Below are 23,647 nucleotides of genomic sequence, written 5' to 3' on the forward strand. Positions count from 1 at the left end.
TTTCTTTCTTTAATTGTTTACGAATCAATGATTAAGCCTTAATCCCTTTCTTAGCCAATAGTGACTTGTCTTGGTCTGTCAGCTTGTCAATGACGTAAGTTCCAATGTATGAAATCTGCATTTCATCGAGGATATCTACCAAATGACGATAAGAAGCATGATCCGTTGGTTTAATAATGACAGTCATTGTAGACACCTTCTTGCCATTAATCATACCACTCTTAATCGCAGCAATCTCCGACTGATAAACACTGTCTGGATAAGCAGCTGGGTTCGCAGCCTTCTTACGGTTCAACTCTTTTACCGCAATACTCATATCTTCGTATGGCAGTGTAATAGCTTCACCTGTTGAAGGATCACCAACTTGCTTATGCTGAAGAACATATCGGATGCCCTTAGGAGTATTGCTCCAATCAGCAGCATGTAGCCAATTAGCGTTATCATACTCTGGTTTACCATTACCATAGAAGAGTTTGTCTCCATCGGCAATGTAAATCGTAATAGAGTGTGACTCTTTGGCCTCATTCTTCATAGACTCGTTTGGTGTCTTATCATTACTTGGCATAGTCAACTCCATAGTTGAAGGCTTGCTAAGTGAGGTACAAAGCATGAAGAAAGTGATCAGCAACATAAGCATATCTACCATAGGCGTAAAGTCTACGCGTACAGTCATCTTCTTCTGCTTACCGCCTCCTTTTTTTCCTTTTTCCATCATATCCATGTCTTTGACCTCCTTTACTTACTAGCTGCCTGAGCAGCCTTTTTAGCGTCCAACTGTGTGATCATGTAGTAATGGCTCTCATCCATATCCTGAAGTTCGCTCATTACTTTCTTAACAGTTCCATAAGGAGAATCACCATCAGACTTGATTGCAAGTCTAACCTTTGGATTTACTTGGCGGGCTGCGTTAACCCACTGCTGAAACTCTGTCATCTCCTGTCCTTGGATACTATCGAGAGGGATTCCCATCTTTGGGAGTTCTTTGCTACGCTCAGCTGCAGGCTTAGAAAGATATGCAGCCAACTTGTCGAGAGGTGTACCAAATGTAGACTCTGCCATGAAGGTTTTCTTCAGCTTTGGAGTTAAATCTGGTGCCATCTGATCAAGAATCTGACCAAGCTCGTTTGTATTATCGTAGCTCATAAATACCTGACCTTCGCCAGTTGGTGTACCATTAGGTCCTTTTTGAGGACTAACGAGGATTGTAAGGACGCCGTTCTCTGGCACCTTCATCTCAGACACAGAACCCGGAGTATTTACCTTCACTGGCTCATTCTTTACGAATGTAGAAGTCAGCATAAAGAAGGTAAGCAACAGGGTCATAACGTCTGACATAGGCGTCATGTCGATCCAAACGTCACTCTTCTTAATTTTTACTTTACCCATAGCGATAAATTTTTAAAGGGTTAGCAAAAATTAAGCCTCTTCTGTATGGTTTGCTTCGTATGTCTGAGCGATAGAATAACCAACCTCGTCGAGAGCGTAAGTCAACTTATCAACCTTATTAGAGAAGAAGTTGTAAGAAACTACAGCACACCATGATGTGGCAATACCGAATGCTGTGTTGATCAACGCCTCAGAAATACCAGCAGAAAGTGCAGCAGAGTCAGCGCCACCACCTGCAGACAAAGCAGAGAAAGACTTGATCATACCCGTTACAGTACCGAGAAGACCAGTAAGAGTACCAAGTGTAACCATTGTTGCAAGGATTGGGAGGTTCATTGTAAGAACTGGCATTTCAAGCTGAGTTGCCTCCTCATGAGCCTGCTGAATCTTAGCAACCTTCTGTGCCTTCTTTAGATTAGCATTAGCACCTGTCTCCATGTCTTTATAAGCATTCAAAGAAGCCTTAACAACATTAGCTACAGAACCTTTTTGCTGATCGCAAAGCTGATTAGCCTTAGCAAGATCATTTGCATTAAGAGCAGCCTTAATGTTTGCTACAAACTTTGGAAGAGAACCCTTACCGAAAGCGGTCTTCAAAGCCATCCAACGCTCAATAGACATTGCAAGTACTGAGAGCAAGAGAGTGTGGATTACAGGAACGACGACACCACCCTTAAAGATAGTACCCCAAACATCTGCAGGGTTCTCACGTGTACCTGGATCCTGGAAGTGCATATCATTACCGAACCATGTAAAGAACAGTGTGAATGCAACGATAGCGCAAACGACGATAACCCAGAATGCACCTCTAACTCCTGTGAAGCCCTCTGATTTCTTCTTTGGGGCTGCTTTTTGTTGTGTAGTTGCCATAATTTGATGAAATTTTAATTTTTAGTTATTAATGAATTAAACTGTTAATATCTTTCTGATTTTTAATTGTTTGTATGAGACAATGCCATTAGATACGTGTCACAGCATCATCTTATTTCCGCAAAGATAGCAATTAATGAGGAACTAAAACTACGATTAATAACATTTAACAATTATAGTTATATAGTTTCTAACCATGCTTTCTTACGATTTAATCAATTACTATTTTAGTTTCGACAAGACATCTTTAATACGTGAAAGAGCTTCAATGATATTGTCGTCACTTGTCGCATAACTCATGCGGAAATAATCGGGCGAACCAAATGCATCACCAGCCACTGTTGCCACATGACCTTCTTCGAGAAGATACAAAGCAAAGTCCGTTGAATTATTAATTACATGCTTTCCATTAGTTTTACCAAAGAAACTTGAGCACTTAGGGAATAAATAGAAAGCTCCTTCTGGAACGTTTACCTCCAGTCCTGGAACCTCCTTCGCCAGAGAAACTATTAAATCACGACGACGCTGAAAAGCCTCGCGGAAATCTTCTACACACCTCTGATCACCTTCATAAGCTGCTAGAGCTGCCATCTGGCTAACGCTACTTGTACCAGAAGTATACTGCCCCTGCAATTTATTCAAGCCTTTGATTATCCACTCAGGAGCAGCTACCCATCCTAGTCTCCAGCCCGTCATGGCGTACGCTTTACTAACACCATTGCAAATAATGGTGCGTTCCTTCATTTCTTCACAAGCAGCAATACTAGCATGACAACCTATATAATTAATGTGTTCATATATCTCATCCGAGAGAACAAAGAGGTTATTATGTTCCAAAACAACCTTTGCCAATGCCTCCAACTCTTCCTTTGTATAAACACTACCAGTAGGGTTACTTGGGGAACAGAGAATAATTAGTTTTGTTTTCGATGTAATAGCAGCCTTCAACTTATCGGCTGTTATCTTGAAATCTTGCTCTATCCCTGCAGGAACAATGACAGGTACTCCACCCGCCAACTTTACCATCTGTGGATAGCTTACCCAATAAGGAGCAGGAATAATAACCTCATCACCAGGATTAACAAGAGCTAAAATTGTATTACAAACGCCCTGTTTTCCACCCGTACCAACGATTACCTCCGATGCAGAATAGTTGAGGTTATTTTCACATTTGAGCTTATTTGCTATTGCCTTACGCAAAGAGAGATAACCAGGAACAGGTGAATACTTCGAAAAATTATCATCTATAGCTTTCTTACCAGCCTTCTTCACATGATCTGGCGTCATAAAGTCAGGTTCACCAACGCTCATATTAATAACGTCAATACCCTGCGCTTTCATCTCATTACTACGTTGTGACATAGCCAACGTTGCTGATGGTGCGAGTCGATTCAGACGATCTGATAGTTGTGCCATTTATATAATCTTGCCTTATGAATATTGAATACAAAATTACGTATTATTGTTCTGATAACGTAATTTTTCCATCTTTATTTCATATAATTATCATTTTCACTATTTCACTATCATTGGTATTACTTGTGACGATTGGCTCTTTGCTGGCGGTACTTAGCCTTTTGCTTAGCACTGCCAGAGCCGTGTGCGCCTGTAATATACTTCTTCTTCTTGGCTTTAGTCTTTACTTTCCCATCATCATTCTTAGGCTTTGATGCACCTCGAAAGACCATTCCTCCTTCTATAATATCATCTATTTCGCTCATACAAAATCGGTTTAATGATGGAATAAACGTACTCCAGTGAATGCCATTGCGATACCATATTTATCGCAAGTATCGATGACATGGTCGTCACGAATGCTGCCACCAGCCTGCGCAATATACTCCACTCCACTCTTGTGGGCACGTTCGATGTTGTCACCGAAGGGGAAGAAGGCATCCGAACCGAGTGCTACTCCTGTGTTCTTAGCAATCCATTCCTTGCGTTCCTCACGTGTGAGAGGCTCTGGGCGAGTGGTAAAGAACTGTTGCCAAACCCCTTCTTGCAATACGTCCTCATACTCATCTGAGATGTAAACATTGATGGTGTTATCACGATCGGCACGACGAATACCCTCCTTGAAAGGTAGGTTCATCACCTTTGGACATTGACGCAACCACCACTCATCAGCCTTATTACCAGCCAAACGAGTGCAGTGAATACGACTTTGCTGACCGGCTCCGATACCGATAGCCTGCCCATCCTTCACATAGCAAACAGAGTTACTTTGTGTGTACTTCAGTGTGATGAGCGAGATAATAAGGTCACGTTTTGCCTCTTCGGTGAACGTTTTATTCTTTGTAGGGATATTCTCGAAGAGCGCAGGATCATCTAGTTTCACCTCGTTTCTGCCCTGTTCAAAGGTAATGCCAAAGACTTGCTTGTGCTCGATAGAGGCTGGAGTGTAATTCGGATCAATCTTTATAACGTTGTAGCCACCCTTGCGTTTCGCCTTGAGAATGTCTAATGCTTCAGGTGTAAAGTCAGGTGCGATCACACCATCACTCACCTCACGTTTGATGAGCAAAGCCGTTTCCTTGTCACAAGTATCACTAAGTGCACAGAAGTCGCCATACGAACACATACGGTCGGCGCCACGTGCTCTTGCGTATGCACTAGCCAATGGTGTCAACTCGAAGTCGACGTCATCAACGAAGTAAATCTTCTTTAGTGTGTCAGTAAGAGGCAGTCCTACGGCAGCACCAGCAGGGCTAACATGTTTGAACGAAGCTGCTGCGGGCAGTCCAGTAGCAGCCTTTAATTCCTTAACGAGTTGCCAACTATTGAGCGCATCGAGGAAGTTGATGTATCCTGGACGCCCACTAAGAACAGTGATAGGGAGTTCGCCTTCCTCCATATAAATACGTGATGGCGTTTGGTTCGGATTGCATCCGTACTTAAGAGCTAATTCTTTCATATAACTTATGTGGTATATGTGATTGGTGCTACAAAGGTAGCGAAAAATAATTGAAAAGCCCTTTCTCCTTAGTTGTTATTCGATAAAAATCACAGCTATGCTTTGTTCCTTTTATAGAAAAATAGTAATTTTACAGCCGTAAATAATAGTATTAACAGATGGAGAATAGGGATGTTAGCATTGCTTCTGATGACTTCTTTAACGTTTCTAACTCCTTTTTAAATCTTAAAGACATGCACGCATTACACACAGACAAGGCTCCTGCAGCCGTTGGACCTTACAGTCAGGCAATCGAAGCCAATGGTTTCATCTTTGCATCTGGTCAACTTCCTATCGACCCAGCTACCAACGCTTTCGCTGAAGGAGGTGTGAAGGAACAGACTCGCCAATCAATTACTAATGCACAGAATGTACTTGCGTCAGCTGGTGTTGACCTATCTCATGTCGTGAAGACAACCGTTTTCCTTTCTGATATGGATAACTTTGCAGCGATGAACGAAGTATATGCCGAGTTCTTCAAAGAGCCTTATCCAGCACGTTCGGCAGTAGCTGTTAAAACCTTGCCAAAGGGTGCCTTGGTGGAAGTTGAGTGCATTGCTGTAAAGTAATTGAGACATTCTCTCCATTTAGGAAGAGCATTTCTTCTGTACATAAGATTCAAAGATTGTAGGGACAGACGCCTCCGTCTGTCCGTCTCAAAATCCCTTTTCATGCAACAGAAAACTATACTTTTCGGACAGACGAGGGCGTCTGTCCCTACTTTTATGCTATGTTTGTGAAATGAAAGGAACGCCCTTCTTGTAATAAGGAGACGCCCTTTTCACATCAAGAAGAGCCTCTCTTCAATTGCAAGAAAGGCTCTCTTGTTTATCTGTTATCAGTTTCTATATATGTTTTATAGCGTTTCTTGTTTATTTCCTGTAGGCTTATGGTCTTGAATATAGAAGTATATTCCACCAATCCATGCTATAGCTGAAACGAATATTGATACTATAATTGCTCCCATCTTATTTCCTTTTCTTTTTGTATCTATCCTTGTTTTTATTCTCTTTGTGGTCTCTTACGAGATATAATCCCCACCCTAATGTTGTGGCAGAGGCTATGATAACACTGAAAAATACAGTTTTCTTACTAATATCACCAAATACTGATGATAGCAGAAGAGCCGTCACCATGTACTTTGCAATATCCATAAGCCATTTACCGAATTCTTTCTTTATGGTGCAAATATAATCTTTTTTTATTTAGCATACAAATCTCTAAGGTCAAATATAGGCTATTATTCACTATTAGCAATATAAAAAACTCATTGAACCTTACGTATTTACCTAATCTTTTATTACTTTTGCAGCACGTTAGTAATGCTTTCAATGAGAGATGAAAAAGAAGTTTAGAGCCATTATTGAGGATCTAGGGCATAAGACTCAAGTGCGTAAAGAGCTAGTGGCAGATGTAGAGAAGTTATCAAGCAGGCTGGCGGTCTACCATATCAATTTGGAGACTACATCACTGAAAAGGCTGATTGGTTATTTTAAAGGTAAAGAGAAACCATCACAAAAAACGTTAGATAGGTTGGCTCTCTTCGCCGGGTTCCAGAACTGGAAAGACCTAAGTAAGGCTTTGCATGGCGACAATGATGCTAAGTTGAACTATGAAGATTAAAAAAGTCCGATACCTTCTTGGTATCGGACTTTTATTTTCTTGGATTTCCAAGGGCTTACTTCTCAGTAGAAGCAACAACTGTTCTCTTCTCCTTGATACGTGCAGCCTTACCTGTAAGATTACGTAGGTAATAGAGTTTCGCACGGCGAACTTTACCACGCTTGTTCACCTCGATAGAATCGATATTTGGTGACTCAATAGGGAAAATACGCTCAACACCAACGGTGCCTGACATCTTACGAACAGTGAAACGCTTCTTCTCTCCGTGGCCAGAAACCTTGATTACTACACCACGATAGAGCTGAATACGCTGCTTGTTACCCTCGACAATTTTGTAAGCGACGGTTACTGTGTCACCAGCCTTGAACTCTGGGAACTGCTTGCCGGTTGCAAATGCTTCTTCAGCAACTTTAATTAAATCCATTTCTTATTGTTAATTAAATATTGTTTGTCGCTCCAATGTAACGTAGTTAATGACTCTTCCACAACCAGCGGTTACACCGAAAAGCGTTGCAAAGTTACTGCTTTTCGTCGAAACAACAAAGTATTTGTTTGCTTTTAATGCTTATTAGGGCAAGAATCAAGCTTATTTTGTAGCAAGAATCTTGGCTATTTCTTTCTTAGCCTTAGCCATTTGTTTCTGGAAGGCTTCGGATGAATGAATGGCAGCATAGCCTACACTCGCGCAAAGACGACCTGTGTCAACATCGCTCTGATAGTGATTCTGTCTTCTTTCTATGCGCTTCGCGTATTGTTTCGATACGTATTGCATATTATTTCGATACGTATTGCGTATTCATGCAATGCGTATGTTTTTGTATTATCTAAGTCTGATAATTAATTATCAGACTTAGATAAAGTATTATCACGCTTAGATAATTAATTATCACGCTTAGATAATATAATTTGATGCGCATTCCTGTAATGCGAAATACGCTGAAAAACAAAAGAAAAGCAGGTAAGAAGAAATGCAAGATAAGCTATATTCTGTCTTTCCTGCTTATAGTTTACGATGTGCGATAGGCTGTTGTGCCTTTTTGTGAGGCGCGTTGTGCATAAGAAAGGGGCAGATGCTGAACATCTACCCCTGCTTTTTTACCTAGGAATCTCCCACCATTGTGGAGCTCACCTGTCGTCTTTTAGTGGCTTAATACTTAAACACTGCGGTGAGAATTAACCTGCGTCCATCGGCGTGGGCATACTCTGCATTGCGTGCCATCATCATGGATGCTGGTGTGTAATAAGTGTAGTTTAGGAGGTTGGTTACCGACAAACTCAAGTCGCAAACCTTCAAGTTAACACCTGCAGTGAGGTTTAGTAAGTTGATACGACTTACCTTTCCTTCTCCTTCGTTATATACACCTGAGGCGTTAGGAGCGAATCGGTCGCGCTTACCTGTGTGTATGTATTGCAGTTGGAGATAGGTGTTCTTGACTGGAGCATAGTTGACATACATTGCCAACTTAGCGGCTGGAATGGAGATATTCGACATGTATGTGTCCCACTTACCAGTAGCTGATTTGAGCTTACCTTCGAACCATGAGAGGTTAGCACCTGCTTTTAAGTTGTTGAGGATTTGCGCATCTGCACTCAACTCAACGCCATATACCTTCTGTGGAGTACGGTTGACTACCCAGAAGCCGTGGTCTATCTTGAGGTCACTTCCTAGCTTAGAATAGGTGTAGAAGAACGAGCCATTGAGTTGCAACCAATGGTTAATATCAGAGTAAGCACCAATCTCGTAGTTGTTAGTCTTTACTGGTTCTGTGGAGATCTTAGATAGTACATCTGCCTTAGCAGCACGTAGTGTACGACCTAAGTCGAAGATAGAAAAGCCTTGAGAGTAGGCTACGAAGGGTTGAAAAGCAGGATATTTGTTATAAGAAACACCCACGTTAAAGGATAAGTTATTATACTTTAGCGTGCCACCCTTTACGTGCACCTGTGGGTCGGAGAGCTTATTACGCAGTACATCGTAGTCTGGTACCTTCACACTAATATGGTCGTAACGTCCGCCGAGTTTGATGTTAAGGTGTTGCCAGAGCGTTGTCTTGATCTGAAGGAAGGGTGCATGGTTGTTACTGGTGAGCCATGGCATCCAATACCTGCCGTCTACTAAGGGTTGAGAAGTCTTATTGTAGAGGTAGTCGTAACCGTATGCTAGATGTGCAAAGGCATTGTCAGAGAAGATAAGACGGCTGTTGAACTGGGCACGAACACCGAACTTACGATCCTTAACAGCCGACTGCCCGCTTGTTCCCTCCCATCTTGGTTGTGCTGGATTAGCCTTTCGGAAGTCGAAGATGGTGTATAAACTCGAGCCATAAACGGATGCTTCTAAGTCGGTATGTTTGAATATGTCCTTTGAAGTAAACTTGAGATACGCATTGTGGTTGTACCTTGTTCCCTCGTCAACTGCCTGCGGGTCCTTGTTACCAATTACACCTATTGAAGGGCTTTGGAGGTACTTTCCACCGAAAGGAATCAATTTCGTATCTTGCAAACTACGATAGTAATTATACATCAATTCGATTCTATTCTTTGGAGATAGGCTGTAACCGAGATTGACGAGTGCGTTCGTTGTGTAAGTATCACCGAGTCCGTAACGTGGAGAAATGAACTTCCCGTCACCATCAACGGCACTACCTGTACGCCCGAATGCGCCATTTACGAGGTAATCGAAGTTTCCCAAACGACCATAGAGTTGCTGGTTGATGCGATAACCTTGCCCTTTGCTCTGGCGGAAAAAGTTGTAGGTTGAGCCCGAGAGAGTCGTTGCACCGGCAATAGCTCTATTAGTTGTATTCTTCTTCGTGATGATGTTTATCAATCCACCAATAGCCCCGTTACCATAGAGGGCAGTAGATCCTTTCACCACTTCTATATGGTCGATAGCAGCGATGTCAATGGTTCTTATGTCACGATCGGTTGAACGTAAAGGAGTTGATTGAGGGATTCCATCAATCAAGATGAGGGCACTTCGTCCGCGAAGTGATTGTGAGCGTGAGCTTGTGGTATTGCTTGATAGTGCCATACCAGGTGTGAGTAAGCCCAAAAGATGGGTGATGTCAGGTGCCGCCTTACTCATTTCTGCTATTTGCTTCTGGTCTATGATGGTAACAGTAGCAGCCGCATTCTGCTTTACTTCAGGCATACGTGTCGTACTAATCGTTACCTCTTTGAGTTGTAATGTTGAGTCTTCCATCTCTTGTGCATGCGCATTATAAGGCGTTGTAGCCATTGCGAGCATAGCAAGAGATAGGTAAATTGCTTCTTTCTTCATATAAATACAATCCTATAAACGTTAATGTTTTGGTGCAAAAGTATAAATTATCTTTCAAGCACGCAATACCTAAAACAGGGTATAAAAGTGGGGACAACGGCTGTCATCGTGCGTCGCTTCGTGTGGTAGAGGTCTATCTTTCATCATCCTACAAGCAGTGTATTCGATTTTTTTTCTTACTTTTGCATTATCTTTTTAGATGTTATCAGCATGCCATGTTACCTATATATATAAGGTAGGAAACATTGTTATCCAATCAAAGAGAGGGTACTCTCTGGGCTGAGGAATGTTTATGAGATTTATAAAACATCATTATATATGTATAAGAAAACAGTTTATCTATCTGGATTAACAGCATTGCTAGCGTTGACGGGCTGTGCGTCTCACTATGAGTTAGCCGGTATTCAGCGTACACGTGTGCTGGTGGATAGCAGGTATGACGCTGCTCCTGATGCCGACGCAGCAAAGTTTATGGAACCTTTCAAGCACAAGGTGGACTCGGTAATGGGACCAGTTGTGGGCGAAACAGACCATGAGATGGTTGCACACAGACCTGAGAGCGACCTCTCCAACCTCTTGGCTGACATCATGGTGTGGGGTGCACGCGATTATAATGAGCGTGTTGACTTCGGTGTTTACAACATGGGGGGCATTCGTGCAGCCCTCCCTAAGGGTAAAATCACCTATGGCGATGTCCTTGATATAGCTCCTTTTGAAAACAAGATATGCTTCGTGACCCTTTCTGGAGAGAAGGTTTTAGAGTTGTTCCGTCAGATGGCTTATACTGGTGGAGAGGCTGTTAGCCATGGAGTAGAGCTTGTTTTCACACGCGACCACAAGTTGAAGTCGGCTCTTCTCAATGGTAAGGAGATTGACCCGAAGGCGTCTTATCGTATCGCAACACTCGATTATTTGGCACAAGGAAACGATAAGATGGAGGCGTTCAAGTCGGCTACTAACGTTGTATCTCCGCAAGAATCAAGCAACAACACACGCTTTATTATCATGAACTTCTTTAAGGAGCAAACCGCTAAAGGGCGCATTGTCAATGCTCAGAAAGAGGGTCGTATTCGTGTAGAATAACCATATCTAGAGTTGAAGAAGATGAAAAGAAATATATTATTGATGAGTTTCTGTTTGATAGCAATCCTCGCTTTCGGACAGACAAAGCAGTTAACAATCCTGCATACAAACGATGCGCACAGTCAGATTTATCCGTTAAGTACAACCCTCGCAGACACTATGAAGGCTGGACGAGGCGGTTTCGTGCGTCGTATAGCAATGCTCAAAGAAGAGAGAAAGAAGCAACCAGACTTGCTACTCTTCGATAGTGGCGACTTCTCGCAAGGCTCTCCTTATTATACAATGTTCAAAGGTGACGTTGAAGTGGGACTAATGAATCGGATGCACTATGACGCTGCTACGATAGGAAACCATGAGTTTGACTTTGGTATGGACAATATGGTTCGCCTCTTTAAGATGGCTAATTTCCCTATAGTCTGCGCCAACTATGACTTCACGGGTACGCCTCTTCAGGGCTTGGTAAAGCCTTATGTCATCTTGAAACGCAATGGCTTGAAGATTGGAGTGTTCGGTCTTGCTCCTAAGTTGGATGGTCTTGTGGTGAAAGCTAACTACGGTAAGATTGTTTATAACGACCCTGTTGCGTGCGCACAGAAGGTTATTAACGAGTTGAAAGGCAAGAAGTGCGACTTAATCATTTGTATCTCGCACCTCGGATGGGACATTGAAGGGGTCAGCGATGAGGAAGTTATCGCTGGAACTCGTGGTCTTGACCTTGTGTTGGGAGGGCATTCTCACACGTACCTAACGAAACTTGAGTACGTAAAAGACCTCGACGGCAAGTTAGTTGGTGATGATCAGAATGGCAAGCACGCTATCTTTGTGGGCAAGCTAGTGCTTGATATGAAGAAGAAGTAAAGCCTCACCCCCGCCCCCTCTCCGAATGGAGAGGGGAGTAGATAGCATTATTTGCATACAAAGATAGTATCACAAAGTAGGGACAGACGCCCTCGTCTGTCCGATCTACCTCCTTACTTCTTTGTGAAATACATCTTCCTATGCGGACAGACGAGGGCGTCTGTCCCTACCTTGTGGCAATATCATTGATTAAAGGAACGCCCTTCTCCAATCGAAGGGGGCGTTTCTTCGTATCGAAGAGAGCCTTTCCTTATAACGAAGAAACGCTCTCTTTGTTTTTAACTACTATCTATCTCTATTAAAGGTGGTGCTATATTCAGCAGAACTAATCACTCGTCTACTTGTCAACCAGTCAACTCGTCAACTCTACCTAATCATAATTTTGAATTATGAATTATGAATTTTGAATTAATAGAAGTACCTTTTACCTTATATAAGTCTTACCTTCTTCTTTCTTCTTATCGGCTTTTTCTTTCTCTTCTTGGTATTTCTCAATTATCTCTTTGAGGTATTTTTTAGACTTAGTGATGACACATATCACCCCACCCAGACGTGGTGCAAACAGCTTCGTGACGCTTGGAGTCTTGATGACGGTGACACTTTGGATGTCATCTTTAGCTATATTGTCCATGTCACTGACCTCAACTCCATCCACCAGAATGACTGGTATGTTCAGAGAGTCTTGCTTCTCCGCCTCCTGCGCACTGATGTTCAGACTGAAGAGAAGGGCTGCGATAAAGATAAAAGATTGTTTCATGCTCTGCTATAATTTGCTGTTAATAATGTTGTAAATATACTCTTTTTCTCGAAAGAAACCTATTTTCTATTAGAAAATGTTTGCTATATGCTTGTAATTGATCGTTTTATGTAATCTTGAAGTACGACTTCAAAATTACATAAAATATGCTGATAAGACAAGAGAAAAGGGTGTTTTTAAAGCGAAATCTATGTAAATTTGAAGTTGAACTCCAAATTTACATAGATTTTAAAAGGCTTTCTTTATCTGTAATCGGGCTTTTTTACTAATCCTCTGAACGGATAATAGGGGTGTAAAAGAAGATTGCGAAAGGTTATTCAAAGTAGAATGTGAGTGCAATCATCTTTGTTCGTGACTCGTTAACAGCGTTGGTGTACATGAGCATGTGCTTGTCTCTAAGGTTCTTGGAATGGTTTTTATCAAGACTATTAGTGAGACTGTACATGAATTTTAGCTCTGGTCTTAACTTAAAGTAAGGTAGATAAAAATCGCAGCCTAGTCCTACCTCGAGGAAGAAATCACTCTTTTTAAGTTTCAGATAGTCGTTGTCTTTACCCGAGAGGTTCATCATTGGGTTTAGACCTAACATGACATAAGGGCGGTGGTTATTAAATCTTGGAGCTGCAGCGATGAGGTCGAAGGCACAAGAAACGTATGCGGTCTTCAGCTCCTGCACCTGTTCTGTAGGCTCGCCGAGGCTGTTTAAGTCTGTAAGATTGCGGAAGGTAAGGTGCCGAGTACCGAAGTACATGGCAGGAGCAATGCGTAGTTGGAGGGTCTGGTTGAGGCGTAGTTCGCCCAAGACACCGACAGTGAAGCCTGCATCCCATCGGTCTTGATCAGCGGAGACAATCTTTTCCACAGGTCCAGCACCATCCTCTAAGTCAATCATTTGAGGTCCAACATTATTCAATTCAATATCTTGCAAGTGTGTACCAACAAGTACACCGAAGTGGAAGTTACGCAAGTCTGTATAGGGACGGTTCTGTACTTTCCGTTCTTGGGCACCGCTTGTTAGGGCAATGACAAGCAGAGTTAATGATAATATAATTCTCTTCATCTTGTCTTCTTAAACGTGTTTTACCTCCTTTTTATTGTCTGTCTACCTACTTACTTATAGGTATTCTGTGTTCTATGTAATTCTTAGATACATCTCATGGTGCAATCCCCATTGTCTGTAGTGCAGGCTCGTTGGGGTGGAGAAAGTAGATGGGAATAATCAAGCTGATGATGTGTAATATGTTATGATACAATATTTTATAATCCTTATAATCAGTGTAAGCATTGCTGTCAATCGGTTAATAGGCTCGTTGAAAAGCCCCCCTTTTCTATTTTTATGCCGTCTAAATATTTGTAATTTATCTCATAATCTTTAGGTATTAACGATTTTCTTTTTACCTTTGCACCATCAGAAGTAGGTATAGAAGCCTATTTATAGTACAAAAACATTATTAACATTAAAGACATTATATTATGGCTTACGTAATTGGCAACGATTGTATCGCATGTGGTACATGTATCGATGAGTGTCCAGTAGAGGCTATCTCTGAGGGCGATATCTATAAGATTGACGCAGACGCATGCACTGAGTGTGGTACTTGTGCATCAGTTTGTCCTAACGAGGCAATTAGTCTTCCAGAGTAAGGACACTACTGTTACTGATTAAATTCATAAGGCGAACCTTTCGAGGCTCGCCTTTTTTGTTGTATTGATAATGGCTCCTCCCACAAGAGAGGAGCGATTCGAAAGGTGTTTATTTTATCTTCCATACATGATACCAGAATCATTATCAGAGTTGGAAATACGTTTATTGATGCTTGATTTGCCTTTCCCATAATTCAAATTGAACGTGAAGTTAAGCAGAAATACTCGTACCAAATTCTTTGAGAAAGCCAGTTGTCGGTTAGGAGCGAGGCGTGACAAGTTATCCGTTTCATTTGAGTATTGTTTAGAGAAAGGTGATGCCATGATGAGATTTAACGCCCATTTGTCTTTGTTATAACCTACTGATATGACGTGATTCGCTTCTCCTTTGGTAAGTGTTTCACCCCATAATTCATTGTTTCTAGTCTGTACTCCGGCTGCGAATACCCATTGTTTGTACATTACAAGTAGATTTCCATTCAGTCCCCAGTTCGAGTGTGTATGTGCATAAGTATGCCCATTACTGATGTACCGATTGAAGAATGGAGTAAGTTGTAACGAGAACCAATCACCAAAGGGATGCAACTTTATGTCCATTTGGGTATGTAGTCTGTGGAAGTTCTTTTGGTTATCTATTGTCCTAACAAACTTTCCGTTGTCAATATAAGTCTCTTCCATGATAGGGTGAGAATCGTAACTATATCTTCCAAATAACGATAGATCGCACCATTTTGTACCCCAGTTTAAGGACAACTCATTCGATACGAAGGTTACAGACTTTAGGTTAGGATTACCCTTTCTAAGCTGATATACGTCAATATCCTGTGACACATTGCTCATGTCGGATAGTGAAGGAGCATAAGCCGAAACGTATCCTTGATATTTTAAAGTTACGTTATTACAAGGTTGATAAGCGAGGGAGAGCTTCGGACGAAGGATGAATTTCGATAACTTCTTATCGTGCTGATGGTTGTAAATACGCATCCCTCCCAACCCGAGTGTATAGGTTAGCTTGCCCAGTTTTGACATCCATTCAGTGTAAGCGAAAGTCTCCGCTGTATTCATATTTACCTGACTTTGGATGTTTCCATCATACGTGTTATTAGTGTACATCTGCGTATGCTTCAACCCAAACGACAGTTTGCTATCCTTGAACATGCGCTCATAAATGCCCTCACCTATTATGGAGTACTTGTTACCATCAGTAATGGAAGCAATCGTCTGAGTAGGTTGTGTGGTTGATGATAAGGTGTATGTACGCTGGCTATGGCTATTGATGTAAGTGCCAATTAGGTCGAAGTACAAGTGCTGGTTATGGGCAAGCTCGGTTTGAAAATACAAATCTAACGAGGGTGTGTTATCGTGTCCACGCCTAAAGTCGGTGATGTGGTAGACGTCAGTACCACGATAAAGCGTACTGATTCTATCCTCTGGTGAGTTAGATTCCTTATTGTAGTGATCACGGAAGATAGCACTAATACTGCTCTTCTTAAACGAATAGTTGTACCACAGAGAGAAGCTCATATTATCGAACTTAGCCTTTGTTGGCTCACCAATCTCTCTATTCTCTATGGTCTGATGAGGGTAGTGGTACTCCTCGTAGTTCTCTCTTTTCCACTTCAAATCACGCCTATTCCAATAGAAAGAAGACTTTATCTCGGATCTACCTTTGTGATAGTTGGCAGACAAAAGGTTTTCTCCATAGCCTAACATCGATAGTCCATTGGTGAGGTCACCATTGATGTTTCCACCTTTATTCTTATACTTCACAATGAAGTCGAGGACGGCTGCTGCACCGTTAAAACGTAGTCCGGGCATATCGTGGTATTCAACCTTTACAATGTCTTGAGGGCGTAGGGCTTTTACTTCTTCTATCTTTGCTATGACACCATTAATGCGTAATTGAACTGCATCTCCAGTCGTCGTCGTGATGGTATTATCAATGGTGTTGACCCGAATACCAGCTAATTGCATGTTCTGTATGAGCATTACTCCGTTAGTAGCAGCCTTTAGCTGGAGTTTTGAAGGGGTGATAATACGCCGGTCAATCTTCTGTATTTCACGCCTCCCAATCACTTCTACACCTTTTAACTCTTGTGTGGAAGGAGTCAGTTGAATCTTTCCAAGGTCGGTATTCCTTTGTGTGTTCTCCAGAGATACACGATAATCAGCATATCCCATATAGGTTATGATGAGTTCTTTGTGCCCATCGCTCTCCTCCATTGTAAGGTTAAATGAACCCTCATTGTTGGTTACAGTCTGTGTAATTAACGTTGTTTGGGTGACCAACTTGACTACGGCACCAATGATAGGGGATGTTGTTTCGTCAGTAACTTGCCCTGTTATGACAACTTTTGCATGCAAGTTAACGTAAAAACTCAGTGCTGCTATGCACAGAAGAAATCTTTTCATTATGGTTATATCTTATAGGTTATTAGATGGATAGAGGCTTTGGTTCTGCCCTGAGTGATTGTTGTTTCCTCTTTAACCACTATCTATTAAAAACTAAAACTCTGCGAAATTAAAAAAAAACAACGGCATTACAAAGACTCTTCGCATGTTTTTTACATAATTGTAGATGCTTCCTCGTGTACTTGTTGTTCGATAAGCTCTTCTATATAAAAAGGTGAACTTGATACTCCCTAACCCGTAGCTACATTCGTACTCATTCTTACTTCAACAAAAAAAGAGTTACAGAACAATCTGTAACTCCCATCTTTGTAGCGGGGGTGGGACCCGAACCCACGACCTCCGGATTATGAATCCGACGCTCTAACCAGCTGAGCTATCCCGCCATCCAACGTGCCTTAGTGTTCTAAAGCGGTTGCAAAGGTATAGAAAAAAAATGATACTTACAAATGTTATTCAACTTTTTTATAACCCTGATAAGGTTTTTGTCTAATGCTAATGATCGATGAAGAAGAATGCTGATAGAGGTTGATAGAAGAAGTAAGTAGTAGCATTAGCAAGCCAAGGGAGCGTTCCCTTGATTTGAAGAGGGCGTTTCCTTGCATTGAAGGAAGCCTCTCTTGACATCGAAGGAAGCCTCTCTTTGAATTGAAGAAACGCCTAGTTCGATGTGAGAAGGGCGTTTCCTTTCTGTAAGGAAAGGCTCTTTTAAATTGCGGTTAGTGACTGATAGCAATGTTGATGGGTTGCAACTCCGTTTTTAGAAGCCGTTATGATGGCTTTGAGAAAAGAATAAAAATACTAAAAAAGACCTTTACTATGATATTTTTATGTACTTTTGCAAGGGAAATAAAAGCGGTAAACAATCCTAAGACAGTACATGTTTCGTATCAAGAAATTAGATATCTTCATCGCCAAACAGTTTGGTATGCTCTTCGCAGGAACGTTCTTTATCAGTTTGTTCGTGCTGATGATGCAGTTTTTGTGGCGTTATGTGGATGACTTGATAGGTAAGGGACTGTCGATGGAGGTGCTCGGACAGTTCTTCTGGTATATGAGTTTGATGATGGTTCCACAGGCTCTTCCACTTGCAATCCTCCTCTCTTCACTGATAGCATACGGTAACCTTGGTGAGAGTTCGGAGCTTACTGCGATCAAATCGGCAGGTATTTCGTTGATTCAATCATTCCGTGGTCTGATCGTGATAAGCGTTATCATCGCCGGAGCTTCATTCTATTTCCAAAATAATATAGGTCCTATGGCACAGAAGAATATGGCTCAACTGCTTATTTCTATGCGGCATAAAAGTCCTGAATTAGAGATCCCTGAGGGTGTTTTCTACGATGGTATCCCACAGACGAATCTATATGTTGAGCGAAAAGATATGAAGAGTGGACACCTTTATAATATAATGGTGTATCGCATGACAGATAGTTATGAGGATCAAGCAATCATCCTTGCAGACTCTGGGATGTTGCAGTCTACGGCTGAAAAGAAGCATCTCGTCTTGAACTTATGGAGTGGTGAATGGTTCGAGAATATGCGTTCGCAAGAGATGGGAAATAGTGCGAGTGTACCCTACCGAAGGGAAACTTTCGCCCATAAACATATAGTCTTAGATTTCGACGGAGACTTTAATTTGACGGATGCTACAGGTATTTCGAGTGATGCGCGAACGAAGAGTCTGGAGAAGATAAGCCATGACAAGGACTCGTTAGTGCATGTATATGACAGTGTAGGAAAGGCTTATTACAAAGATGCACAATCGCTTTATTACCCTGTTCCCAAGCTATCTTCTGCGGATAAGAAGCAGGCTATTAAGATAGCAGATAACAAGAAGTTCGATATCGATTCATTATATAAGAGGCTTCCAGCTGATCAACGACGACTGGTCGTAGATCAGGCTTTGTCGACCGTTCAACAGGAGGTTAGCGACCTCGACTTCAAGTCTATGATCACCAGCGATGGCGATAAGATGATACGACAACATGAGATAGAATTTATCAACAAGTTTACTATTTCGCTTATTTGTATCGTCTTCTTCTTCATCGGCGCACCGTTGGGTGCTATCATCCGAAAGGGTGGTTTGGGAATACCAATTATAGTGAGTGTGTTGGTATTCATCGTTTATTACATCCTTGATAACACTGGTTACCGCATGTCCCGACAGGGAGATTGGGCTATATGGTTCGGTCGCGGACTATCCATGGCAGTGTTAGTTCCGATGGCAGCATTCTTTACTCATAAAGCAAATAATGATTCGGCAGTATTCAATGCAGACGCTTATAAGAACGCTTTGAGGCGTATGTTAGGCTTACGTATTAAGCGTAGTATAGCCAGCAAAGAGGTTATTATCAATGATCCAGACTATATAAAGATAGCCGAGCAATTGAGGAGTATGAATGGAAAGATAGCCCGTTACTCTCAGTCGCGCAACCTTAAAGCATTGCCAAATGTGGTTAAAGTGTTCTTCCGTTACCATGCCGATCATACTATTGAGAATATAAATGCAGAGTTGGAGAGCATTATTGAGGAATTAGGAAATACTCGAAACAGAGTAATCCTCACCTCTTTAAATAAGTATCCGATCCTTGCAGTTAAAGCACATACACGTCCGTTTGATCGTAGATGGATGAACATAACTTCGGCAATCATCGTCCCCGCAGGTATATTCTTCTATATAAGAATGTGGCGTTTCAGGCTCCGTCTCTATAATGATTTACGTACAATTACGACCTGTAATAACGAAATTATAGCAGAGATTGAAGCGCATGGAGGATGGATGTTGAGAGTAGAAAACAATAATAATCAGTAACAAGATATGGAAGAGTTTAAACTTGATAGCATCGAAGATGCACTAAAGGATTTCCGTGAAGGAAAGTTTGTTATAGTCGTAGATGATGAAGATCGAGAGAATGAAGGTGATCTCATTATGGCGGCAGAGATGATAACACCAGAGAAAGTAAACTTTATGTTGAAGAATGCTCGCGGTGTCTTATGTGTGCCAGTAACTCTTTCTCGGGCTGATGAATTGGACTTGCCACATCAAGTATCTGATAATACATCTATGTTAGGAACGCCTTTCACGGTGACAGTGGATAAGTTAGAAGGATGCTCAACGGGCGTTTCTGCGCATGATCGTGCTGCAACGATTAAGGCGTTGGCAGACCCTAATTCAACTCCTCAAACCTTTGGTCGTCCAGGGCATATAAACCCTCTTTACGCTCAAGACAATGGTGTCTTACGCCGTTCTGGACATACAGAAGCAGCTGTAGATCTCTGTAAACTCGCAGGTTGTTTCCCTGCTGGTGTGTTGATGGAGATTATGAATGAAGATGGAACTATGGCTCGTATGCCTGATCTTCAGAAGCGTGCTAAGGAGTGGGGAATGAAGATTATCAGTATAAAAGATATCATTGCTTACCGATTGAAGAAGGAGTCTAGCATTGAAGTAGGCGATGAGGTGGCACTTCCGACACAGTATGGTACGTTCCGATTGATACCTTTCCGTCAGGCTAATGGGCTGGAAAACATGGCACTGATAAAGGGTTCTTGGAAGGAAGATGAGCCTATTCTTGTTCGTGTTCATTCATCATGTGCGACAGGAGATATTCTTGGTAGTAAGCGTTGTGATTGTGGGGAACAACTCCATAAAGCGATGGAAATGATAGAAAAAGAGGGCAAGGGGGTTATTATCTATATGCAACAAGAAGGGCGCGGTATCGGTCTGATGAATAAGATAGCAGCGTATAAATTGCAGGATGAAGGACTTGATACGGTTGAGGCGAATATACATCTTGGCTTCCGACCAGATGAGCGCGATTATGGTTGTGGGGCTCAGATGCTACGCCACCTCGGGGTTCATAAGATGCGATTGATGACGAATAACCCCACAAAGCGTGTCGGTTTAGAGGCTTACGGACTTGAGATTACTGAGAACGTACCCATCGAGATAGCTCCTAATAAGTTCGATTATCGTTATTTAAAGACGAAGCGTGACCGTATGGGGCATGACTTGCACCTATAAACCTTTATAATCGCTAAGAGATAAAAAAAGCTTCGGAAGCCTATAGCTTTCGAAGCTTTTTGTTTGTTTGAGATTGTTCGTGGTGTTAACGAAGTAATATACCGAATGAGAGAGTTTTGAACTTTGGTCCATATCCGTTACGCATTAAGTCGCATGGACTATACTTCACATAGAAGTCAGGACCACCATTAAAGTTGACAGAACACATAAAGTCAATGGTCACAGGCTTCACGCGAACACCACTGTTTTCGTCTTCGATCTTATGTCCATCAAGGTTATAACGAGTCTTCAAACTGCTATATGTGTTGAGATTTATAACTGGTCCGAGCGTGAAACCAAAGTATTTCCCATCATACTCGTAGGTGAGTGGGAAGTTGACACTAAAGACCTTAATGCGTGAGAACTTAGGACTACTATTTGTGGGATAGCTGGTAAGTGACACAACGTTGTTATCTTTTACAAATCGTTGATTGCCCGTAATGCGATAGTTGCGCCAGTCAACACCTACTCCTACAGAAAATTTATGATTGCTACGCCATGGCTTATATACCCAGTCAGCAATAATCCACCATATCTCCCATGACTTGAAAGGTTGTATATCTGCAGCATGAGGAATCCCAGGCGCACTGTTGAAACCGAAAGCTAATCGAGTAGCAAACTCTATTGTGCGGTTGCTATCCTTAGGCTTGTTAAACCCCGCAATAGAGAAATCCCATGATTTCTCATTGATTGACGAAGTGCTCACGTAGTTGCTATCCACCAATTGAATGGTGTTCACGTATCGGTAATTGGGATTATCCTTACTCCCCAGCACCTCGATATGTTGTAGAGAATCGTTTGTGATAATCTTTACCTGTCGTGGTTCCTCAACTGTTAGTGTGTCATTGATACTTACGAATGCGAGAGCAGATGAGCTGTAAGTTAGCAACATGCTAAGTAAGATAGTTTTCATAAGCTTTGATTTTTATTGTATTAATTTTTTAAGTTCTGTTATACTTGAAACCTTTCCTTCCATATAAACTAATGTGATGGTTAGTGTGCGCCCTCTTTGTTGTGTTAAATAACAGAGGTACTTGTGTAATGCTCCTTGCGTAGGTAAGGCGAGGATGAGTGTGAAGGTTCCCTTCTTCATAGTTTGTTCTGCTCCAATAGCATTCTTATGGTCTCGTTCAACCAGTTCGAACACTGTTGCACGTTGCTGTTCAGAAGCTTTGAAGCGAATGCTATGATAGTAATCAAGTTTGTACTTACTGATAGCTCTTCCTTTTGCTCTCACATCAATTAAATCACCATGAGGCACTATCTTCCCTTGAAAGAGAGGAGTAACATTCAAACCTTGCTGTGCATGAATGCAAAGTGAGGTAAACATCAGCAGTAATATCAAGCATAATCGTTGTTTCATAACGTTTACTTTATTAGTTTCTATTTATTGATGAAAGATGTCGTGCAACTGATCATCTACGTTGGTAGCATCTTCTTGTTGCAAGTCCTGTAGTGTCCCACTAATCTCCTTTGTTACCTGTTGCGGATCAGTGATGTGTTTGCCGTAGATGTATGCTTCGCAATAATCTTGCCGTTGAGCATGCCATACCATACTTCCAACTGCCAATAAAATGATTATAGAAGCAGCTATACCTATCAGTTTTCTATGAAGGAGGATAAACGTTGCTTGTTTCTTTTGATGCACTTCCTTCTGTTTGGGTTCCATGAGCGTACTTATCGAACAAAACATTTCTTTCAGAGGAAGTAGCTCTGCTGCCACTTTCTCGTATCTAAAATAATCGTAGAGTCGTCTTTCCTCGTCAAGTGAAGTCTCCCCTTCCATGAAGCGACCTACCAGTTGTCTTATATCTTCGTATTTGTTCATTCTCGTTCAGTTTTTAGAAATTGATCCTTAATAGCATGGCGAGCGCGGCTTAGAGCTTTCCTTACCGCAGTCTCCTTACTGCCCGTGAGTTTGGCAATATCGTTAATCTCCATTCCCTCCATGTGCCGCAGTCGCATGATAGTTTGCTGCATTGTTGGTAGTGTGTCAATGAGAGCAATTACCTTTTCGTATCGTTCGTCGGCTTTTTCCTCCTCATTAGGAATAGTCTCATTCACTTCAGTTGTGTAGTGATGTCGGCGAAGAATGTCAATGCAACGGTTCTTCAACAGTACCGAAGCGAGAGGAGCCATCGGGAGACGTAGCGTGTCAATTAGTTGCCAAAGCTTCAGTAGTACGTCTTGCACAGCATCTTCTGCCTCATCATTGTCCTTTAGATAGTTACGGGCAATGGCAAGCATCTGTGGTCGTACCAGCTTAACCTCTTCTTTGTACTCGTTGATGGTCATGACTTCTTTCCGTCTTTGCTTATAATACGTAATAAGTAGGTTTTTGTGACATCAAAGGTTCAACTTTTTTCTCATTCTTACAAGTAAAGCGTAAAGAAAATATTTGAGCTATATATATAATAAGGTGTATATCCTCTTTACGTCTATCTTTTCAGTATGACTCTCAACTTGTATATAGCTTTCCAGTAGACATACAAAAAGGGTATCTACTGATTCAGCTAATATAACCAAAAGGTGTCTATCCTAATCTGGAAAAGTTAACGTGTCGTATTATACAGGTGTGTAGAATGAGTTATACAAACGTGTATAATCAATTATACAGACGTGTATAATCAATTATACAAACGTGTATAATGAGTTATACAGACGTGTATAATATCGGAACTAAAGTATCTAATGAGTTGGACTAATACTGGACTT

The 23,647-nt window shown here is 41.6% G+C and carries 24 protein-coding genes, 1 tRNA gene and 1 pseudogene; 7 read left to right on the top strand and 19 right to left on the bottom strand.

Translation table 11 applies throughout. The features are described 5' to 3' along the window. Positions 1 to 31: 31 nt before the first annotated feature. The 6 genes from D464_RS0104585 to D464_RS0104610 all read right to left on the bottom strand — a co-directional run bounded on the left by D464_RS0104585 (position 32) and on the right by D464_RS0104610 (position 5,218). Positions 32 to 721: an ExbD/TolR family protein gene (locus D464_RS0104585; RefSeq protein ID WP_018910351.1), complete on the bottom strand. Its 690-nt coding sequence runs from the start codon at positions 719 to 721 to the stop codon at positions 32 to 34. Positions 722 to 735: 14 nt separating this feature from the next. Continuing rightward, entirely contained in the window at positions 736 to 1,386 is a 651-nt protein-coding gene (locus D464_RS0104590; RefSeq protein ID WP_004383749.1) for an ExbD/TolR family protein, read from the bottom strand. Between the two features lie 30 nt (positions 1,387 to 1,416). Continuing rightward, the gene (locus tag D464_RS0104595) at positions 1,417 to 2,256 is read right to left on the bottom strand and encodes a MotA/TolQ/ExbB proton channel family protein (protein ID WP_004383748.1); all 840 of its coding nucleotides are present in this window, start codon (positions 2,254 to 2,256) and stop codon (positions 1,417 to 1,419) included. A gap of 222 nt (positions 2,257 to 2,478) precedes the next feature. Continuing rightward, positions 2,479 to 3,672: a pyridoxal phosphate-dependent aminotransferase gene (locus tag D464_RS0104600; protein WP_018910352.1), complete on the bottom strand. Its 1,194-nt coding sequence runs from the start codon at positions 3,670 to 3,672 to the stop codon at positions 2,479 to 2,481. A gap of 119 nt (positions 3,673 to 3,791) precedes the next feature. After that, positions 3,792 to 3,977 carry a hypothetical protein gene (locus D464_RS0104605; protein ID WP_004383746.1) on the bottom strand — a complete coding sequence of 62 codons (186 nt, stop codon included), beginning with the start codon at positions 3,975 to 3,977 and terminating at the stop codon, positions 3,792 to 3,794. A gap of 11 nt (positions 3,978 to 3,988) precedes the next feature. Next, positions 3,989 to 5,218 carry a phosphoribosylaminoimidazolecarboxamide formyltransferase gene (locus D464_RS0104610; protein ID WP_081618083.1) on the bottom strand — a complete coding sequence of 410 codons (1,230 nt, stop codon included), beginning with the start codon at positions 5,216 to 5,218 and terminating at the stop codon, positions 3,989 to 3,991. A gap of 185 nt (positions 5,219 to 5,403) precedes the next feature. Here D464_RS0104610 and D464_RS0104615 point away from each other — a divergent pair, with 185 nt between their 5' ends. Further along, positions 5,404 to 5,778 (top strand): RidA family protein, encoded by a 375-nt coding sequence (locus D464_RS0104615; RefSeq protein WP_024985778.1) that lies wholly within the window; start codon positions 5,404 to 5,406, stop codon positions 5,776 to 5,778. A 399-nt stretch (positions 5,779 to 6,177) separates the two neighbouring features. On the opposite strand, the gene D464_RS0104625 is transcribed toward D464_RS0104615, so the two are convergent. Continuing rightward, on the bottom strand, positions 6,178 to 6,414 hold the full coding sequence (locus tag D464_RS0104625; protein ID WP_322786079.1) for a DUF6722 family protein: 237 nt from the start codon (positions 6,412 to 6,414) through the stop codon (positions 6,178 to 6,180). 133 nt (positions 6,415 to 6,547) lie between these two features. Between D464_RS0104625 and D464_RS0104630 the strand changes: the two genes are divergently transcribed. Continuing rightward, complete coding sequence (locus D464_RS0104630) at positions 6,548 to 6,832, top strand: hypothetical protein (protein ID WP_004383742.1); 285 nt, start codon at positions 6,548 to 6,550, stop codon at positions 6,830 to 6,832. A gap of 55 nt (positions 6,833 to 6,887) precedes the next feature. Here D464_RS0104630 and rplS read toward each other — a convergent pair whose 3' ends face one another. The 3 genes and pseudogenes from rplS to D464_RS0104645 all read right to left on the bottom strand — a co-directional run bounded on the left by rplS (position 6,888) and on the right by D464_RS0104645 (position 10,115). Then, positions 6,888 to 7,256: a 50S ribosomal protein L19 gene (gene rplS, locus D464_RS0104635; protein ID WP_004383741.1), complete on the bottom strand. Its 369-nt coding sequence runs from the start codon at positions 7,254 to 7,256 to the stop codon at positions 6,888 to 6,890. Between the two features lie 162 nt (positions 7,257 to 7,418). After that, a pseudogene (locus D464_RS0104640) lies at positions 7,419 to 7,553 on the bottom strand (acid phosphatase); the annotation flags it as partial. A 426-nt stretch (positions 7,554 to 7,979) separates the two neighbouring features. Next, positions 7,980 to 10,115, bottom strand: coding sequence for a TonB-dependent receptor (locus D464_RS0104645; RefSeq protein WP_018910357.1), 2,136 nt, complete (start codon positions 10,113 to 10,115; stop codon positions 7,980 to 7,982). Positions 10,116 to 10,433: 318 nt separating this feature from the next. On the opposite strand from D464_RS0104645, the gene D464_RS0104650 reads away from it, so the two are divergent. Next, on the top strand, positions 10,434 to 11,198 hold the full coding sequence (locus D464_RS0104650) for a 5'-nucleotidase C-terminal domain-containing protein (protein WP_018910358.1): 765 nt from the start codon (positions 10,434 to 10,436) through the stop codon (positions 11,196 to 11,198). Positions 11,199 to 11,219: 21 nt separating this feature from the next. Beyond that, positions 11,220 to 12,056 carry a bifunctional metallophosphatase/5'-nucleotidase gene (locus D464_RS0104655; RefSeq protein ID WP_018910359.1) on the top strand — a complete coding sequence of 279 codons (837 nt, stop codon included), beginning with the start codon at positions 11,220 to 11,222 and terminating at the stop codon, positions 12,054 to 12,056. A 424-nt stretch (positions 12,057 to 12,480) separates the two neighbouring features. Here the strand turns inward: D464_RS0104655 and D464_RS0104660 are convergent, their stop codons facing one another. After that, positions 12,481 to 12,813, bottom strand: coding sequence for a hypothetical protein (locus D464_RS0104660; protein ID WP_018910360.1), 333 nt, complete (start codon positions 12,811 to 12,813; stop codon positions 12,481 to 12,483). Positions 12,814 to 13,126: 313 nt separating this feature from the next. After that, complete coding sequence (gene porT / locus D464_RS0104665) at positions 13,127 to 13,873, bottom strand: type IX secretion/gliding motility protein PorT/SprT (protein ID WP_018910361.1); 747 nt, start codon at positions 13,871 to 13,873, stop codon at positions 13,127 to 13,129. A 413-nt stretch (positions 13,874 to 14,286) separates the two neighbouring features. Here porT and D464_RS0104670 point away from each other — a divergent pair, with 413 nt between their 5' ends. Beyond that, positions 14,287 to 14,457 (top strand): DUF362 domain-containing protein, encoded by a 171-nt coding sequence (locus tag D464_RS0104670; RefSeq protein ID WP_004383733.1) that lies wholly within the window; start codon positions 14,287 to 14,289, stop codon positions 14,455 to 14,457. 114 nt (positions 14,458 to 14,571) lie between these two features. On the opposite strand, the gene D464_RS0104675 is transcribed toward D464_RS0104670, so the two are convergent. The 3 genes from D464_RS0104675 to D464_RS14080 form a co-directional block, all read right to left on the bottom strand. Then, positions 14,572 to 16,869, bottom strand: a complete 2,298-nt coding sequence (locus D464_RS0104675) for an outer membrane beta-barrel protein (protein ID WP_024985776.1) — start codon at positions 16,867 to 16,869, stop codon at positions 14,572 to 14,574. A gap of 309 nt (positions 16,870 to 17,178) precedes the next feature. Next, positions 17,179 to 17,252 (bottom strand) — tRNA-Met (locus D464_RS0104680). A gap of 109 nt (positions 17,253 to 17,361) precedes the next feature. Beyond that, complete coding sequence (locus tag D464_RS14080) at positions 17,362 to 17,493, bottom strand: hypothetical protein (protein ID WP_018910363.1); 132 nt, start codon at positions 17,491 to 17,493, stop codon at positions 17,362 to 17,364. A 253-nt stretch (positions 17,494 to 17,746) separates the two neighbouring features. Here D464_RS14080 and D464_RS0104690 point away from each other — a divergent pair, with 253 nt between their 5' ends. Beyond that, a complete protein-coding gene (locus D464_RS0104690) occupies positions 17,747 to 19,681 on the top strand; it encodes an LptF/LptG family permease (RefSeq protein WP_018910364.1) in 1,935 nt (644 codons plus the stop codon). 6 nt (positions 19,682 to 19,687) lie between these two features. Beyond that, positions 19,688 to 20,893, top strand: coding sequence for a bifunctional 3,4-dihydroxy-2-butanone-4-phosphate synthase/GTP cyclohydrolase II (locus D464_RS0104695; RefSeq protein ID WP_018910365.1), 1,206 nt, complete (start codon positions 19,688 to 19,690; stop codon positions 20,891 to 20,893). Between the two features lie 85 nt (positions 20,894 to 20,978). On the opposite strand, the gene D464_RS0104700 is transcribed toward D464_RS0104695, so the two are convergent. From D464_RS0104700 to D464_RS0104715, 4 genes are read right to left on the bottom strand one after another with little or no spacing between them, the layout of a single operon-like run. Next, positions 20,979 to 21,845 (bottom strand): hypothetical protein, encoded by an 867-nt coding sequence (locus D464_RS0104700; RefSeq protein WP_024985775.1) that lies wholly within the window; start codon positions 21,843 to 21,845, stop codon positions 20,979 to 20,981. A 12-nt stretch (positions 21,846 to 21,857) separates the two neighbouring features. Further along, positions 21,858 to 22,295, bottom strand: a complete 438-nt coding sequence (locus D464_RS0104705) for a DUF6108 family protein (RefSeq protein WP_024985774.1) — start codon at positions 22,293 to 22,295, stop codon at positions 21,858 to 21,860. 24 nt (positions 22,296 to 22,319) lie between these two features. Beyond that, a complete protein-coding gene (locus tag D464_RS0104710; protein ID WP_018910368.1) occupies positions 22,320 to 22,760 on the bottom strand; it encodes a hypothetical protein in 441 nt (146 codons plus the stop codon). After that, positions 22,757 to 23,227: an RNA polymerase sigma factor gene (locus tag D464_RS0104715; RefSeq protein ID WP_018910369.1), complete on the bottom strand. Its 471-nt coding sequence runs from the start codon at positions 23,225 to 23,227 to the stop codon at positions 22,757 to 22,759. Before D464_RS0104715 ends, D464_RS0104710 begins: the two co-directional genes overlap by 4 nt. Positions 23,228 to 23,647 lie beyond the last annotated feature (420 nt).

The organism is Prevotella veroralis DSM 19559 = JCM 6290, assembly GCF_000377625.1.
In the GTDB taxonomy this organism is placed as follows: domain Bacteria; phylum Bacteroidota; class Bacteroidia; order Bacteroidales; family Bacteroidaceae; genus Prevotella; species Prevotella veroralis.

What these genes read in the sequence shown, in the direction of transcription:
- D464_RS0104585 (WP_018910351.1), bottom strand. Translation starts at nt 721, where the DNA reads ATGGATATGATGGAAAAAGGAAAAAAAGGAGGCGGTAAGCAGAAGAAG.
- D464_RS0104590 (WP_004383749.1), bottom strand. Translation starts at nt 1,386, where the DNA reads ATGGGTAAAGTAAAAATTAAGAAGAGTGACGTTTGGATCGACATGACG.
- D464_RS0104595 (WP_004383748.1), bottom strand. Translation starts at nt 2,256, where the DNA reads ATGGCAACTACACAACAAAAAGCAGCCCCAAAGAAGAAATCAGAGGGC.
- D464_RS0104600 (WP_018910352.1), bottom strand. Translation starts at nt 3,672, where the DNA reads ATGGCACAACTATCAGATCGTCTGAATCGACTCGCACCATCAGCAACG.
- D464_RS0104605 (WP_004383746.1), bottom strand. Translation starts at nt 3,977, where the DNA reads ATGAGCGAAATAGATGATATTATAGAAGGAGGAATGGTCTTTCGAGGT.
- D464_RS0104615 (WP_024985778.1), top strand. Translation starts at nt 5,404, where the DNA reads ATGCACGCATTACACACAGACAAGGCTCCTGCAGCCGTTGGACCTTAC.
- D464_RS0104630 (WP_004383742.1), top strand. Translation starts at nt 6,548, where the DNA reads ATGAAAAAGAAGTTTAGAGCCATTATTGAGGATCTAGGGCATAAGACT.
- rplS (WP_004383741.1), bottom strand. Translation starts at nt 7,256, where the DNA reads ATGGATTTAATTAAAGTTGCTGAAGAAGCATTTGCAACCGGCAAGCAG.
- D464_RS0104645 (WP_018910357.1), bottom strand. Translation starts at nt 10,115, where the DNA reads ATGAAGAAAGAAGCAATTTACCTATCTCTTGCTATGCTCGCAATGGCT.
- D464_RS0104650 (WP_018910358.1), top strand. Translation starts at nt 10,434, where the DNA reads ATGTATAAGAAAACAGTTTATCTATCTGGATTAACAGCATTGCTAGCG.
- D464_RS0104655 (WP_018910359.1), top strand. Translation starts at nt 11,220, where the DNA reads ATGAAAAGAAATATATTATTGATGAGTTTCTGTTTGATAGCAATCCTC.
- D464_RS0104660 (WP_018910360.1), bottom strand. Translation starts at nt 12,813, where the DNA reads ATGAAACAATCTTTTATCTTTATCGCAGCCCTTCTCTTCAGTCTGAAC.
- porT (WP_018910361.1), bottom strand. Translation starts at nt 13,873, where the DNA reads ATGAAGAGAATTATATTATCATTAACTCTGCTTGTCATTGCCCTAACA.
- D464_RS0104670 (WP_004383733.1), top strand. Translation starts at nt 14,287, where the DNA reads ATGGCTTACGTAATTGGCAACGATTGTATCGCATGTGGTACATGTATC.
- D464_RS0104675 (WP_024985776.1), bottom strand. Translation starts at nt 16,869, where the DNA reads ATGAAAAGATTTCTTCTGTGCATAGCAGCACTGAGTTTTTACGTTAAC.
- D464_RS14080 (WP_018910363.1), bottom strand. Translation starts at nt 17,493, where the DNA reads ATGTCAAGAGAGGCTTCCTTCAATGCAAGGAAACGCCCTCTTCAAATC.
- D464_RS0104690 (WP_018910364.1), top strand. Translation starts at nt 17,747, where the DNA reads ATGTTTCGTATCAAGAAATTAGATATCTTCATCGCCAAACAGTTTGGT.
- D464_RS0104695 (WP_018910365.1), top strand. Translation starts at nt 19,688, where the DNA reads ATGGAAGAGTTTAAACTTGATAGCATCGAAGATGCACTAAAGGATTTC.
- D464_RS0104700 (WP_024985775.1), bottom strand. Translation starts at nt 21,845, where the DNA reads ATGAAAACTATCTTACTTAGCATGTTGCTAACTTACAGCTCATCTGCT.
- D464_RS0104705 (WP_024985774.1), bottom strand. Translation starts at nt 22,295, where the DNA reads ATGAAACAACGATTATGCTTGATATTACTGCTGATGTTTACCTCACTT.
- D464_RS0104710 (WP_018910368.1), bottom strand. Translation starts at nt 22,760, where the DNA reads ATGAACAAATACGAAGATATAAGACAACTGGTAGGTCGCTTCATGGAA.
- D464_RS0104715 (WP_018910369.1), bottom strand. Translation starts at nt 23,227, where the DNA reads ATGACCATCAACGAGTACAAAGAAGAGGTTAAGCTGGTACGACCACAG.